Genomic DNA, 13,966 nt, shown 5'->3' with positions numbered 1-13,966 from the left:
GCGTGGATCTTCGGTCTTACTCGACCACCTTGGGCACGGCGAAGAAGCCTTCGCGGGCGTCGGGCGCATTGGCCAGGATCTTGTCCTGCTGGTCGCCCTCGGTCACCACGTCCTCGCGGCGTTTCAGGCGCATGGGCGTGACCGAGGTCATGGGCTCCACGCCCTCCACGTCCACTTCGTTCAGCTGTTCGATGAAGCCGAGGATCGTGTTGAATTCTTCCGCCAGGGCGGGCAGCGCGTCGTCTTCCACCTTGATGCGGGCCAGTTTCGCGACCTTGGCCGCGGTTTCGGTGTCGATCGACATGGGCATCTCCCGGGGATGTTCCTGGTTTCGGATCGCAGACGGGTTTAGCGCCCGCAGGCACGGGCCGCAAGCCACTGCCCGGCCCCATGTGGCAGGGCTAGGCGCGCAGCTGATGGCGGCGCCAGACCTCGATCATCCAGGCCAGCATGACGGCGTTGAGGATGTGCCACAGGAAATGCGTGCCCAGCCCACCCGTCGCCCCGCAAAGCGGCATGTCGAGCGAACGGAAGGTCAGCGACAGCACCAGAATGCCCGCCCCGATCGCCAGCCCGCGCGCGGTGGCGGGCGCACGCCGCGCCAGGATCAGGGCATAGGCGGCGATCATCAGCGGCACCGGCAGGTAGCCGGCGCTGGCGCCGTACAGCGGCACCCCCGACATCATCGGCGCCATGGCCCCCGCGGCAAAGGGGAAGGCCAGCGTGACCAGTCCCGCCTGCCAGCGGGGGCGGTGCAGGAAGTCGCGGGTGGCGGCGTAGATATAGACCAGGATGAAAGCCACGATCGGCAGCGTATCGGCCATCGACGCCCAGGCCGTGGCGAGGGTGTGGAACAGGCCGGACCCGACGCCGATCACGAAGAGGATTCCCGCCAGGACTTGCCCGGTCGCCATGCCCCGAACCCGCGACCAGGCCCAGAGGGCGGCAAGGATAAAGGCGAGGTTTGTCAGCGCATTAACCGGCTCCGCCCAGACCTCGGGCCCGAGGCGCTCACAATAGGCGTCAATGCTCTCACTCCAGTCCAATGCGCTTTCCTTGTCATCGTCGGGCGATAGGTTACCTGCATTGCATCCCCGGACGGGATCCGTTCCGTCCCGGACCAAATGATATGAGGTACACCATGAAACTGATCTGGCTCGGCCACGGCTCCTTCCGCCTGGAGATCGCCGACAAGGTGATCCTGCTCGATCCCTTCCTGACCGGCAACCCGATGTTCCCCGAAGACCGTCGCGCAGAGGCCATCGCAGGCGCCACCCATATCTTCGTGACCCACGGCCACGGCGACCACCTGAACGACGTCGGTCCGGTCGCCAAGGAGCTGGGCATCCCGGTCTTCGGCATGGTCGAACTGATGAAATGGGTGGCCGACCAGCACGGCGTCGAGACCACCGGGTTCAACAAGGGCGGCACCGTGGACATCGGCGGCGTCACGGTCACCATGGTCCACGCCACCCATTCCTCGGCCACCGAGACGGCGGATGGCGTGCCGGTCTACCTCGGCTCCGAATCGGGTTTCATGATCGAGGGCGAAGGCCGCACGATCTACTTCTCCGGCGATACCGACGTGATGGCCGACATGAAGGTCTTCAACGATCTGCACAAGCCCGACATCGGCATCCTATGCGCCGGCGGTCATTTCACCATGGACATGCGCCGCGCCGCCTATGCCGCTAAGACCTTCTTCGACTTCAAGACATTGGTGCCGATGCATTATCGCACCTTCCCGCTGCTGGAACAGAACGCCGACCTGCTGAAGGCGGAACTGCCCGGCGTCGACGTGATCGAACCGCAGGTGCTGGAAGCGATCGAGCTGTAAGGCCCAGAGGGCCGGGGGCTTTGCCCCCCGGCTCCGTCCCGGAGCCTCCCCCCAGAGTATTTCTGGCTGCCGGATAAGGGCGGGGCAGCGCGCCTGGGCGATCCCGCCTTCCCTTATCCGAAAGCTGAAAATACTCCCGCCGGAGGCAAGGCCCGGGCACGGGCCTCCCCCCGGAGCCCCCCTCAGACGTCCCAGTCGCCCTCGCCGCGCACCGGACCCACGGCCATCCAGCGGATGCGCGCGCGGGCGATGCGGGTATCGCCCCAAGTCTTGAACACGGCGTCGAAGCCGTCACGACCTATATTTTCCGTCTCCAGATCCCCGCGCAGGTTCGATCCGTTGTCCATGTCCCACATTGACAGGGCGCAATGCACGCTCGGCACCTCGCGGAAGGGTTCATCAAAGGTCACGCGGCGGCGGCGTTCTCGCGGGCCGGTGCCCGTCCACATCTCGCCGCCATCCTGGAAGTCCGAGAACATGACCATATCCCCTTGGTCGATCCCGATACAGTTGGTCGTCAACTTCTTCATAGTCGTCCGTTGTCCCGTACAGGCCTGCATCCTGTCGCGTTTTCAATCGTTTGTGCACCCCCTAACTTAGGGGGGACTGCCCCGCCGGCAACGCTGAGGAGGCCAGAGGCGCGGGCCGTTCGGGTCCGCAATAGCCCGAGAGGGATTGAAAAAGTGCTTCCGCCGCCTGCTTGGCGCCGGATCAAGACGTGACACATGGGCGCCCTGCCCCGAAAGCAACAAGCTCCTAAATGCATCAAGGCCCCGGACGATGCCGGGGCCTTGATGAAGGTTAGTTCAGGTCGCCGGACCGGCGATCAATCAACGTAGTTGGCGTGATCGGGGTCCAGGCCGATATGGGTGCCCATGGCCACCATGTCGGCCAGCAGCTTGCCGGCACGCGCGACGCCATTATCGTCGGTCGCGTCCTTCCAGGCCTTGTGCGCTTCCTGGACCCAGTCGTTCAGAACGTCCTGGGTCATTTCCTTAGTGTGCAGGGCACGTTCGGCCAGGACGGTGACGCCCTCGGCCGAGATCTCGGCGAAACCGCCGGAGACGACGTAATCGTCCTCTCCGTCCGGTCCCTTGAGGTGCAGGACACCGGGGCGGAGGGTGGTGATCATCGGCGCATGCCCGGGCATGGCTGTCAGATCCCCTTCCTCACCCGGAATCTGCGCCTCGCTCACCGGGCCGGAGACCAGGCTCCGTTCCGGCGAGACAAGGGAGAAGTCCATCGTGTTTGCCATCAGATCTCTACCTTACGCGGCTTCCGCGGCCATCTTCTCGGCCTTGGCGATCACTTCGTCGATGCCGCCAACCATGTAGAAGGCGCCCTCGGGCAGGTGATCGTATTCGCCGGCGACAACGGCCTTGAACGACTTGACGGTGTCTTCCAGGGGAACCTGGACGCCATCGGAGCCGGTGAAGACCTTTGCCACGTCGAACGGCTGGGAGAGGAAACGCTGGATCTTCCGGGCGCGGGCCACGGTCAGCTTGTCCTCTTCCGACAGTTCGTCCATGCCGAGGATGGCGATGATGTCCTGCAGCGACTTGTAACGCTGGAGGATACCCTGAACGTCACGCGCCACCTGGTAGTGTTCCTCGCCGATCACCAGCGGGTCCATCAGACGCGAGGTGGAGTCGAGCGGGTCCACAGCCGGGTAGATGCCGAGTTCGGAGATCGCACGGTTGAGAACCGTGGTTGCATCGAGGTGGGCAAAGGTCGTTGCCGGTGCGGGGTCGGTAAGGTCGTCCGCGGGAACGTAGACGGCCTGGATCGAGGTGATCGAACCGTTCTTGGTCGAGGTGATCCGTTCCTGCATCGCCCCCATGTCGGTGGCCAGCGTCGGCTGGTAACCCACGGCGGAGGGGATACGGCCCAGCAGTGCGGACATTTCCGAACCGGCCTGGGTGAAGCGGAAGATGTTGTCGACGAAGAACAGAACGTCGGTCCCGGTCGCGTCGCGGAACTGTTCGGCCAGGGTCAGGCCGGTCAGCGCGATACGGGCACGGGCACCCGGCGGTTCGTTCATCTGGCCGTAGCACAGCGCGATCTTCGACTCGGTCAGGTTGTCGGGGTTCAGAACGCCCGATTCGATCATCTCGTGGTAGAGGTCGTTCCCTTCACGGGTCCGTTCACCAACACCAGCGAACACGGACAGGCCCGAGTGCACCTTTGCGATGTTGTTGATCAGTTCCTGGATCAGAACCGTCTTGCCCACGCCGGCGCCGCCGAACAGGCCGATCTTGCCGCCCTTGGAATAGGGGGCCAGCAGGTCGATGACCTTGATGCCGGTGACCAGGATTTCCGCTTCGGTCGCCTGCTCGGAGAAGTCCGGTGCCGGGGCGTGAATCGGGCGGTACTCGTCGGCCTCGACCGGGCCCTTTTCGTCGACGGGTTCACCGACGACGTTCAGGATGCGGCCCAAGGTGGCGGTGCCGACGGGAACCGAGATCGGCGCGCCGGTGTCTTCCACTGCCTGACCGCGCACCAGACCTTCGGTGGCGTCCATTGCGATGGCCCGGACGGTGTTCTCGCCCAGGTGCTGCGCGACTTCCATGACCAGACGGTTACCGTTGTTGTCGGTGGTCAGCGCGTTCAGAATGGCCGGCAGGCCGTCTTCGAACTGCACGTCCACGACGGCGCCGATGACCTGGGTCACTTTGCCTTTCATTGCCATGTCGTTTTCTCCGGTTCCTTAGAGCGCCTCGGCGCCCGAAATGATTTCGATCAGCTCGTTGGTGATGACCGCCTGACGGGTACGGTTGTACTCGATGGACAGCTTGTCGATCATCTCGCCAGCGTTGCGGGTCGCGTTGTCCATGGCGGACATCCGGGCACCCTGCTCCGAGGCAGCGTTTTCCAGCAGGGCCGCGAAGATCTGGGTGGCCACGCCGCGAGGCAGCAGGCTTTCCAGGATCTCGGCCTCGCCGGGCTCGTAGTCGTAGTCGATCGCGGGCGCGTCCGTTTCCTCGAACTCGGCCGGGATCACCTGCTGCGCGGTCGGCACCTGGCTGACGACATTCTCGAACTTGCCGAAGAAGATCGTGGCCACGTCGAACTCGCCTTCCTCGAAGGAGGTCAGCAGCGTCGCTGCCAGCTCCTGCGCGTTGGCGTAGCCGACGTTCTTCACCTCGGTCAGGTCGACGTGACCGACGAAGAGGTCGCCATACTGACGCTTGAGCTGCTCACGGCCCTTCTTGCCGACGGTCAGGATCTTGACCGTCTTGCCGGCGGCTTGCAGCTCCGCGATGCGGGTCCGGGCCAGCTTGACGATATTCGCGTTGAAGCCGCCACACAGACCGCGCTCGGCGGTCATGACGACCAGCATGTGAACATCGTCCTTGCCGGTGCCCTTCAGCAGGAGCGGTGCGGTGTCCGACCCGCCCACCGAGGATGCAAGCTGGCTGAGGACCGCGTTGAAACGTTCCGCGTAGGGGCGGGACATCTCGGCGGCCTCCTGCGCGCGGCGAAGTTTCGCCGCGGCAACCATCTGCATGGCCTTGGTGATCTTGCGGGTCGACTTGACCGACTCGATCCTGTTCTTGAGGTCCTTCAGAGAAGGCATGTGTTACCTCCCTAGGCTCAGGCGAAATCGGCTGCGAACTCGTCCAGCACTGCCTTCAGCTTGTCCGCGGGCTCACCCTTGATCTTGGGATCCTCGTCCGTGATCCACTGCAGGATTTCGGGTTTGCTGTTGCGCAGGAACTTCAGAAGCTCGGCTTCGTAGCGGCCCACTTCGGAAACCGGGACGTTGTCCAGGTAGCCGTTGGTGCCGGCGAAGATGACGCAGACGATTTCCGCGTTGGTCAGCGGCTGGTACTGCGGCTGCTTCATCAGCTCCGTCAGACGGGCACCACGGGCCAGCAGACGCTGGGTGGCGGCGTCCAGGTCGGACCCGAACTGGGCGAAGGCGGCCATCTCGCGGTACTGGGCGAGCGACAGTTTCACCGGGCCGGCAACCGATGACATGGCCTTGGTCTGTGCCGAGGACCCCACACGCGAAACCGACAGACCGGTGTTCACGGCCGGGCGGATACCCTGGTAGAACAGGTCGGTTTCCAGGAAGATCTGACCGTCGGTGATCGAGATCACGTTGGTCGGGATGAACGCGGAAACGTCGCCGCCCTGGGTTTCGATGATCGGCAGGGCCGTCAGCGAACCGGAGCCGAAGTCTTCGTTCAGCTTGGCCGAACGTTCCAGCAGGCGGGAGTGGAGGTAGAAGACGTCGCCCGGGTAGGCTTCGCGGCCCGGCGGACGGCGCAGCAGCAGGGACATCTGGCGATAAGCCACGGCCTGCTTCGACAGGTCATCGTAGATGATCAGGGCGTGCTTGCCGTTGTCGCGGAAGTACTCGGCCATCGCGGTCGCGGTGTAGGGGGCCAGGTACTGCATCGGCGCGGGGTCGGATGCGGTGGCGGCGACGACGACGGAGTATTCGATCGCGCCGGTCTCTTCCAGCTTCTTCACCAGCTGCGCCACGGTGGAACGCTTCTGACCGACAGCCACGTAGACGCAGTACAGCTTCTTGCTGTCGTCGTCGCCTGCGGCGTCGTTGTAGGTCTTCTGGTTCAGGATCGCGTCGAGGGCCACAGCCGTTTTACCGGTCTGACGGTCGCCGATGATCAGTTCCCGCTGGCCACGGCCGATCGGGATCATGGCGTCCACGGACTTCAGGCCGGTGGCCATCGGCTCGTGCACGGATTTACGCGGGATGATGCCCGGCGCCTTGACGTCGGCGACGCGACGCTCGGTGCCTTCGATCGGACCCTTGCCGTCCAGCGGGTTGCCCAGACCGTCGACAACGCGGCCCAGCAGGGCGTCGCCTGCAGCCACGTCCACGATGGAGTTGGTGCGCTTGACGGTGTCGCCTTCCTTGATGTCCCGGTCGGAGCCGAAGATCACGACGCCGACGTTGTCGGCTTCGAGGTTCAGCGCCATGCCTTGGATACCACCGGGGAATTCGACCATCTCGCCCGCCTGGACGTTGTCGAGGCCGTAGACACGAGCGATACCGTCACCGACGGACAGCACCCGGCCAACCTCGGCCACTTCGGCCTCCTGGCCAAAGTTCTTGATCTGCTCCTTGAGGATAGCAGAAATTTCGGCTGCTTGGACTCCCATTTATCCGACCTCTTTCATGACATTCTGGAGAGCGTTGAGCTTCGAACGGATCGAGGTATCGATCATCTTCGAACCAACCTTGATGACGAGACCGCCGATGAGTTGTTCATCGACGGCGGTATTCAGGGCCACCTGCTTGCCGACGGTCTCGGCGAGCATGGCGGTAATCTTGTCCTGCTGTTCCTGGCTGAGAGGCGTGGCGGAGGTGACATCTGCGGTCACTTCGCCCTTCTCCTCGGCCAGCAGCTCGTTCAGGCGCTGGCAGAACTGCGGCAGGGCGAACAGGCGGCGCTTCTGCGCCATCAGGCCCAGGGCGTTGCGGGTCACCGGCTTCAGCGCCAGCTTGTCGGCGACTGCCAGGATGGCCTTTTCCTGCTCTGCGCGCGTGTAGATCGGCGACAGGATCATGTCGCGCAGGTCGTCGCTGGAAGCCAGGGCTTCGGCCAGATCCTTGATGTTGGTTTCAAGCTCTTTCAGCTTGCCGTTCTCGCGCGCGATGTCGAAGACGGCCTGAGCATAGCGCGAGGCGATGCCGTAGGAGATCGAAGCTGGTTCGGACACGTCCACCCTTCCGATTTTCGGCCCCGTTCCGACCGTCATGTCGGCGCAGGGGGTTTGCAGCCCTAGCATAGCAGAGCATCAAAATCAGCGGGGGTGTAGCAGAGGCCTCCCCCCCCATCAACCCGCTTGCAGCCGTTAACGCCAACCTCATCGCCCTTGTTTTTCAGTGCCTTCGGGGGGTCCGTGCGCAATTCGCACGGGGCCGCGGGACCGGGGTCGGGGCAAAGCACAAGTATTTGTTCACCTTTTTGGGATTCGCGCCAGCCGGGTTCTCATGCATAGTCAAAGATTCGCCTCCGCAGGGGGCCCTCGCGCAATTTCACGGCCCTCCCCGATCGCCCCCGGTTCGACCCGTTTCGGAGATTAGACATGCCCGTTTCCCGGCCCTTAGCGTCTGCGGAGAGACGCATCGGTCACCGTCTCGGCCCGGGGGTCATGATCCGGACCGGACAGCAGGCGTTGCGCAATAGCATCAGCCCGGGTGAAATGCGGCGAAAATGGGGCGCGAACACTCTGTTTCCAACCGTACTGCCGGAATTAAAGCGATAATTTCACTTCAAATCGAGCGCGACTCACCGAGCTCTACAACGCCTGTTCGGGGCGGGCCCGTCGTCGCGTACGCCATTATCCATTTAGGTCTTGCTCATGGAAATCCTCTTTCTGCTGCTTCTGCCCCTGCTCGCCGCGCCGCTTTTCGACGGCAGCGACGATGACGATCCCGCCGAGGAAAGCGGAGACGACACGCTGGAAGATCCGAACCCGTCCTTCCCCGGCGAGGATGACGATGAGGAGGATGCGCCGGTGCAGGCGCTGACCCGCCAGCTGATCCACGATCTCTATGACGAGGGCGCCGAGGTGCCCGAGGGCGATGTTCGCTACTACGACGGCCCCCAGGCCCAGGAAGGCCGGATTTCGGGCGGCGGCACCGTCTTTGCCGGTCCGGGCAACGACATCGCCTTTGCCGAGGGTCAACTGGAGGTCTACGGCGGCTCGGGCGAGGACACGCTGTTCGGGCTTGACCAAGCGCAGGTTTATGGCGGCGCAGGCCACGACGCGGTCGGCGCCGCCGGTCAGGCGAAGGCCTGGGGCGGCTCGGGCGACGACGATGTCGAAGCCTATGACCAGGGCCTGGCGCGCGCGGGGTCGGGCGACGACACGCTGATCGGCGGCGCCAACAGCGGCCCCGACATCGAGGGCTATCAGCCCGCGGGCGAGGCGCGCCTCTATGGCGGGCCGGGCAACGACCTGGGTTTTGCCAACGATCACGCCCAGCTTTATGGCGGGTTGGATGACGACACGCTCATCGGTTTCGAAGAGGCCACCCTGCACGGCGGCTACGGTCAGGACATGATCGGCCTGAATGACAGCACTCAGGGCTATGGCGGCGCCGGAGCCGATACGCTGATGGCCTATGACGACGCCCTGGCCCATGGCGACAGCGGGGAGGATGTGCTGGCCGCCTTCGACACCGCCGAGGCCCACGGAGGGTTGGGCCAGGATTCGCTGACCGGCAGCGGCGGGGCGCAGATCTATGGCGACCGGGGCGCCGATCACCTCTACGCCAATGAGGACGCCACGGCCCATGGCGGCGCCTGGCGCGATGACATCGACGTCAGCGACCGGGCCGCGGGGTTCGGCGAGTCGGGCGATGACACGCTGACCGGCTCGGATGAGGCACAGGTATACGGCGGCGAGGGCGCGGACAGTATCCGTGTCGAAGACAGCGCCACCGCCCAGGGCGGCGCCGGGGCCGATCGGCTGATCGGGTACGACAGCGCCCAGATCTATGGTGGCAGCGGCGACGACACGCTGACGGTTCTGGGCGATGCCCAGGCCTATGGTGGCGCGGGCAGCGACAGCTATCGGGTCGACACCGGATCGCTGATGGACGCCTCTGAATACGCCGAATTCCCCGACTGGCTTTTTACCGAGGATCTGGGCGTGGTGGAGGAGTTCGAAGGCGGCAGCGACCGGCTCGAGATCGACAGCCAGGGCATGGATGGCTCGCAGGTGACCCGGGTCGGGATCGCTCCTGCCGCGACCAGCGGCTATGTGGATGTGGTGATCGACCTGGAAGCGCCGGACGGGGACGCGTTCAGCCGGACCATCACGGTGGCGCTGGACGATACGGCTCCGCTGTCGATGGACGATGTCTGGATCCGCGACCGCGACGGCGCCTTCACCCCGGCCTCGGCCCTGGCGGGCAGCGCCGCCGCCTGAGGCTGGGCGGGCGCGCGCCCTCCCCCTCTGCCCCTTACCGTTCCAGGTGGCGTGCCCGGGCCGTGTCCGGCTTGGGCGGTTCCAGGTGGCGTGCCCGGGCCGTGTCCGGCTTGGGCGCCGCCAGCCCTTCCAGCACCCGCAGGCCGGACTTGGCTCGTACCCTCTCGCCGGGCCCCGAAGGCGCCTGGACACGCTTGGTCGCCTCGACCATCAGCACCCCGCCCGAGAGCACGAAAGAGAGCTGGCCGCCCAGTTTCTCCCAGAAGTTCGCCGTCTTGCGCCAGAACCGTTTCGACGAGGGCGGCTGGTACAGCGTGTGCTGATGCCGTTCGGGCAGGAAGGCATGGCGTTTCAGCTGCGCCTCCAGCTGGCCCTGGCTGTAGGGCCGGCCATAGCCGAAGGGCGTCCGGTCGGAGCGGGACCAAAGGCCCGAGCGGTGCGGCACGATGAACATCGCCTTGCCCCCCGGCCCCAGCACGCGGAAGCACTCTTCCAGCAGTTCGGTCGGGCTGTCCGACGTTTCCAGCCCGTGCATCAGCACCAGCTTGTCCGCCAGCCCGGTTTCGATCGGCCAGAGCGTTTCCTCGCACAGCACGGAGACATTGGGCATGGCGGCGGGCCAGGGCATCACCCCCTGCGGCGCCGGCATCAAGGCCATGACGCGACGCGCCTCCGGCAGATAGGGCCGCAACAGCGGGGCGGCGAAGCCGTAGCCCAGCACCGTCTGCCCCTTCGCCTCGGGCCAGAAATCCAGCAACCGCCCACGGATCGAGGCCTGGGCCGCCCGGCCCAGGGTGGAGCGATAGTAGAAATTGCGCAGATCCTGCACGTCCAGGTGCATTGCATGGCGCTCCGCTATGGGTTTCACTTACCGACAATACCAAGTGCAAAGGAAATGACCATGGCTCTTGCCCTCGTCACGATCCCCTGTCTCAGCGACAACTACGCCTATCTGCTGCATGATGAGGCCTCCGGCGAAACCGCCGTCATCGACGTGCCCGAGGCCGCGCCGATTCTCGCCGCCCTGGCCGAGCGCGGCTGGAGTTGCAGCCAGGTCTGGCTGACCCACCACCATCCGGACCACGTTCAGGGCCTCGACGCTCTGCTGGCCGACCACCCAGGCGCCCGCGTCTTCGGCGCCGAAGCCGATGCGCACCGCCTGCCGAAGCTAGACGTGTCCCTGAAGGAAGGCGACCAGCTGGGCCTCGGCGGGGAACATGGCGCCGTGCTGGATGTCTCGGGCCATACCGTCGGGCACCTGGCCTTCCACTTCCCCGGTAGCGAGATCGCCTTCACCGCCGACAGCCTTATGGCGCTTGGTTGCGGGCGTGTGTTCGAGGGCACATTCGAGCAGATGTACCACTCTCTGCAGAAGCTGGCGGCGCTGCCGCCGCGCACCACGATCTGCTCGGGACATGAGTACACGCTGGCCAACGGGAAATTCGCCCTGACGATTGAACCGGACAATTCCGACCTTATATCGAGGGTCGAGGCCGTGAAGGCCGCCCGCGCCGAGGGCCGGCCGACCGTGCCGTCCCTGCTTTCCGAAGAACTTGCAACCAACCCGTTCCTGCGCGCCGGTCAGCCGTCCGTCGCGGAGACCCTCGGCCTTGCCGGCGCCGATCCGGCGCAGGTCTTTGCCGAGATCCGGCGCCGCAAGGACGCCTTCTGAATGACCGTTTGGCAGCGTTTCCGACAGGCCGGGCCCGGAAATGTGATCGCACGGTCGCAGAAAACCCTTGAAGAGCGGTCAGGATCGACCAAACTTTAAGACTAAGAGGCCATGGTTGGATCTGGGGCCCGTCCCCGCTCCGACACAGATCGAAAAGGAGCACCACAGTGCCTTCATTCTCGACCACCCTGGAACAGGCGATCCACGCGGCCCTGGCGCTGGCCAATGCCCGGCACCATGAGTTCGCGACGCTTGAACACCTTCTGCTGGCGCTGATCGACGAACCCGACGCCGCTCGGGTGATGAAAGCCTGTTCCGTCGACACCGAGGAGCTGCGCCAGACCCTCGTCGAATTCGTGGATGAGGAATTGGCCAACCTGGTGACGGACATCGACGGCTCCGAGGCCGTGCCGACGGCCGCATTCCAGCGCGTCATCCAGCGCGCGGCCATTCACGTTCAAAGCTCCGGCCGGACCGAGGTCACCGGCGCCAACGTGCTGGTCGCCATCTTCGCCGAACGCGAATCGAATGCCGCCTATTTCCTGCAGGAGCAGGACATGACGCGCTACGATGCGGTCAACTTCATCGCCCATGGCGTGGCCAAGGATCCGGCCTATGGCGAAAGCCGACCGGTGTCCGGCGCCGAGGAAGAGCAGAAACGGGCCAGCGGCCCCTCCGCCGCCCAGCCCGAGGGCGAGGGCAAGGAATCCGCGCTCGACAAGTATTGCGTGAACCTCAACGCCAAGGCGGACGAGGGCGATGTCGACCCGCTGATCGGCCGTGGCTCCGAGGTCGAACGCTGCATCCAGGTCCTCTGCCGCCGGCGCAAGAACAACCCGCTTCTGGTCGGTGATCCCGGCGTCGGCAAGACCGCCATCGCCGAGGGTCTGGCGCGCAAGATCGTCCAGGGCGAAACCCCCGACATCCTGGCCAACACCACCATCTTCTCGCTCGACATGGGCGCGCTGCTGGCCGGCACCCGCTATCGCGGCGATTTCGAGGAACGGCTGAAGGCAGTCGTCTCCGAGCTGGAGGCGCATCCCGATGCCGTCCTCTTCATCGACGAGATCCACACGGTGATCGGCGCCGGCGCCACCTCCGGCGGGGCGATGGATGCCTCCAACCTGCTGAAACCCGCTCTGGCGGGAGGCAAGCTGCGCTGCATGGGCTCCACCACCTATAAGGAGTTCCGCCAGCACTTCGAGAAGGACCGCGCCCTGTCCCGCCGGTTCCAGAAGATCGACGTGAACGAGCCGTCGGTCGAGGATGCGGTGAAGATCCTGAAGGGCCTGAAGCCCTACTTCGAGGAACACCACGGCATCAAGTACACCAATGACGCGGTGAAGACGGCGGTCGAACTCTCGGCGCGCTACATCAACGACCGCAAGTTGCCCGACAAGGCCATCGACGTGATCGACGAGGCTGGCGCTGCGCAGCACCTGGTGGCTGAATCGAAGCGTCGGAAGACCATCGGCGTGAAGGAAATCGAGGCCGTGGTGGCCAAGATCGCCCGTATCCCGCCGAAGAACGTCACGAAGGACGATGCCGAGGTCCTCAAGGACCTGGAAGGCAGCCTGAAACGCGTGGTCTTCGGCCAGGACGCGGCGATCGACGCGCTCAGCTCGGCGATCAAGCTGTCGCGGGCCGGTCTGCGCGAACCCGAGAAGCCCATCGGCAACTACCTCTTTGCCGGCCCCACGGGCGTCGGCAAGACCGAGGTGGCAAAACAGCTGGCGGATACGCTCGGCGTGGAACTGCTGCGCTTCGACATGTCCGAGTACATGGAGAAACACGCGGTCTCGCGCCTGATCGGCGCGCCTCCGGGCTACGTCGGCTTCGACCAGGGTGGCCTGCTGACCGATGGCGTGGACCAGCACCCGCATTGCGTGCTGCTGCTCGACGAGATCGAGAAGGCGCACCCGGATGTCTACAACATCCTGCTGCAAGTGATGGACCACGGCCAGCTGACCGACCACAACGGCCGCACGGTGAACTTCCGCAACGTGGTGCTGATCATGACCTCCAACGCGGGGGCTGCGGAACAGGCGAAGTCGGCCATCGGTTTCGGCCGCGACCGGCGCGAGGGCGAGGATACCGCCGCGATCGAGCGGACCTTCACGCCCGAGTTCCGCAACCGCCTGGATGCCGTCATCAGCTTCCAGCCGCTGCCGAAGGACACCATCCTGCAAGTGGTCGAGAAGTTCGTGCTGCAACTCGAGGCCCAGCTGATGGACCGCGGCGTGACCATCGAACTGACCAAGCCCGCCGCCGAATGGCTGGCCGAGAAGGGCTACGACGACAAGATGGGCGCCCGTCCCCTGGGCCGCGTGATCCAGGAACACATCAAGAAGCCTCTGGCGGAAGAGTTGCTCTTCGGCAAGCTGTCCAAGGGTGGTGTGGTCAAGGTGGCGCTGAAGGGCGACGAGCTCGACCTGCAGATCAAGGGGCCGGACAAGCTGCGTCTCTCGGGCAACAAGCCGCCGTTGCTGACCGCCGAGTGATCGGCACCGCATGCGCAATGGCCTGAACAATCGCGAAAGGGC

13 protein-coding genes are annotated in these 13,966 nt (G+C 65.0%); 4 read left to right on the top strand and 9 right to left on the bottom strand.

The annotated features are described in order from the left end of the window. Nucleotides 1–16: 16 nt before the first annotated feature. Both gatC and CVM50_RS04425 read right to left on the bottom strand, forming a co-directional pair. Nucleotides 17–304 carry an Asp-tRNA(Asn)/Glu-tRNA(Gln) amidotransferase subunit GatC gene (gatC, locus tag CVM50_RS04430; protein ID WP_085887981.1) on the bottom strand — a complete coding sequence of 96 codons (288 nt, stop codon included), beginning with the start codon at nucleotides 302–304 and terminating at the stop codon, nucleotides 17–19. Nucleotides 305–401: 97 nt separating this feature from the next. Further along, the gene (locus tag CVM50_RS04425; protein WP_085887855.1) at nucleotides 402–1,046 is read right to left on the bottom strand and encodes a ceramidase domain-containing protein; all 645 of its coding nucleotides are present in this window, start codon (nucleotides 1,044–1,046) and stop codon (nucleotides 402–404) included. 95 nt (nucleotides 1,047–1,141) lie between these two features. Here CVM50_RS04425 and CVM50_RS04420 point away from each other — a divergent pair, with 95 nt between their 5' ends. Beyond that, nucleotides 1,142–1,837, top strand: coding sequence for a metal-dependent hydrolase (locus CVM50_RS04420; RefSeq protein WP_085887857.1), 696 nt, complete (start codon nucleotides 1,142–1,144; stop codon nucleotides 1,835–1,837). A gap of 182 nt (nucleotides 1,838–2,019) precedes the next feature. Here CVM50_RS04420 and CVM50_RS04415 read toward each other — a convergent pair whose 3' ends face one another. The 6 genes from CVM50_RS04415 to CVM50_RS04390 all read right to left on the bottom strand — a co-directional run bounded on the left by CVM50_RS04415 (nucleotide 2,020) and on the right by CVM50_RS04390 (nucleotide 7,531). Continuing rightward, nucleotides 2,020–2,367 (bottom strand): H-type lectin domain-containing protein, encoded by a 348-nt coding sequence (locus CVM50_RS04415; protein WP_085887859.1) that lies wholly within the window; start codon nucleotides 2,365–2,367, stop codon nucleotides 2,020–2,022. Nucleotides 2,368–2,663: 296 nt separating this feature from the next. Further along, nucleotides 2,664–3,092: a F0F1 ATP synthase subunit epsilon gene (locus CVM50_RS04410; RefSeq protein ID WP_085887860.1), complete on the bottom strand. Its 429-nt coding sequence runs from the start codon at nucleotides 3,090–3,092 to the stop codon at nucleotides 2,664–2,666. 12 nt (nucleotides 3,093–3,104) lie between these two features. Beyond that, nucleotides 3,105–4,526, bottom strand: coding sequence for a F0F1 ATP synthase subunit beta (gene atpD / locus CVM50_RS04405; RefSeq protein ID WP_085887861.1), 1,422 nt, complete (start codon nucleotides 4,524–4,526; stop codon nucleotides 3,105–3,107). 18 nt (nucleotides 4,527–4,544) lie between these two features. Then, on the bottom strand, nucleotides 4,545–5,414 hold the full coding sequence (locus tag CVM50_RS04400) for a F0F1 ATP synthase subunit gamma (protein ID WP_085887863.1): 870 nt from the start codon (nucleotides 5,412–5,414) through the stop codon (nucleotides 4,545–4,547). Nucleotides 5,415–5,431: 17 nt separating this feature from the next. Then, on the bottom strand, nucleotides 5,432–6,970 hold the full coding sequence (gene atpA, locus CVM50_RS04395) for a F0F1 ATP synthase subunit alpha (protein WP_085887865.1): 1,539 nt from the start codon (nucleotides 6,968–6,970) through the stop codon (nucleotides 5,432–5,434). After that, nucleotides 6,971–7,531, bottom strand: a complete 561-nt coding sequence (locus tag CVM50_RS04390; protein ID WP_198431852.1) for a F0F1 ATP synthase subunit delta — start codon at nucleotides 7,529–7,531, stop codon at nucleotides 6,971–6,973. A gap of 645 nt (nucleotides 7,532–8,176) precedes the next feature. On the opposite strand from CVM50_RS04390, the gene CVM50_RS04385 reads away from it, so the two are divergent. Further along, nucleotides 8,177–9,751 (top strand): hypothetical protein, encoded by a 1,575-nt coding sequence (locus CVM50_RS04385; RefSeq protein WP_085887869.1) that lies wholly within the window; start codon nucleotides 8,177–8,179, stop codon nucleotides 9,749–9,751. Between the two features lie 34 nt (nucleotides 9,752–9,785). On the opposite strand, the gene CVM50_RS04380 is transcribed toward CVM50_RS04385, so the two are convergent. After that, nucleotides 9,786–10,592: a class I SAM-dependent methyltransferase gene (locus tag CVM50_RS04380; protein ID WP_085887871.1), complete on the bottom strand. Its 807-nt coding sequence runs from the start codon at nucleotides 10,590–10,592 to the stop codon at nucleotides 9,786–9,788. A 60-nt stretch (nucleotides 10,593–10,652) separates the two neighbouring features. On the opposite strand from CVM50_RS04380, the gene gloB reads away from it, so the two are divergent. Then, the gene (gene gloB / locus CVM50_RS04375) at nucleotides 10,653–11,423 is read left to right on the top strand and encodes a hydroxyacylglutathione hydrolase (protein WP_085887983.1); all 771 of its coding nucleotides are present in this window, start codon (nucleotides 10,653–10,655) and stop codon (nucleotides 11,421–11,423) included. A gap of 167 nt (nucleotides 11,424–11,590) precedes the next feature. Further along, on the top strand, nucleotides 11,591–13,924 hold the full coding sequence (clpA, locus tag CVM50_RS04370; RefSeq protein WP_085887873.1) for an ATP-dependent Clp protease ATP-binding subunit ClpA: 2,334 nt from the start codon (nucleotides 11,591–11,593) through the stop codon (nucleotides 13,922–13,924). The last annotated feature ends 42 nt before the right edge of the window (nucleotides 13,925–13,966 follow it).

This window comes from Pseudooceanicola marinus (genome assembly GCF_002786295.1).
Classification (GTDB): Bacteria; Pseudomonadota; Alphaproteobacteria; order Rhodobacterales; family Rhodobacteraceae; genus Pseudooceanicola; species Pseudooceanicola marinus.
This window is presented reverse-complemented; position numbering and strand designations above follow the sequence as displayed.

Coding starts and splice junctions, on each gene's coding strand:
- CVM50_RS04380 (WP_085887871.1), bottom strand. CDS start 10,592: ATGCACCTGGACGTGCAGGATCTGCGCAATTTCTACTATCGCTCCACC.
- atpA (WP_085887865.1), bottom strand. CDS start 6,970: ATGGGAGTCCAAGCAGCCGAAATTTCTGCTATCCTCAAGGAGCAGATC.
- CVM50_RS04385 (WP_085887869.1), top strand. CDS start 8,177: ATGGAAATCCTCTTTCTGCTGCTTCTGCCCCTGCTCGCCGCGCCGCTT.
- gloB (WP_085887983.1), top strand. CDS start 10,653: ATGGCTCTTGCCCTCGTCACGATCCCCTGTCTCAGCGACAACTACGCC.
- CVM50_RS04410 (WP_085887860.1), bottom strand. CDS start 3,092: ATGGCAAACACGATGGACTTCTCCCTTGTCTCGCCGGAACGGAGCCTG.
- gatC (WP_085887981.1), bottom strand. CDS start 304: ATGTCGATCGACACCGAAACCGCGGCCAAGGTCGCGAAACTGGCCCGC.
- CVM50_RS04415 (WP_085887859.1), bottom strand. CDS start 2,367: ATGAAGAAGTTGACGACCAACTGTATCGGGATCGACCAAGGGGATATG.
- CVM50_RS04400 (WP_085887863.1), bottom strand. CDS start 5,414: ATGCCTTCTCTGAAGGACCTCAAGAACAGGATCGAGTCGGTCAAGTCG.
- atpD (WP_085887861.1), bottom strand. CDS start 4,526: ATGGCAATGAAAGGCAAAGTGACCCAGGTCATCGGCGCCGTCGTGGAC.
- CVM50_RS04420 (WP_085887857.1), top strand. CDS start 1,142: ATGAAACTGATCTGGCTCGGCCACGGCTCCTTCCGCCTGGAGATCGCC.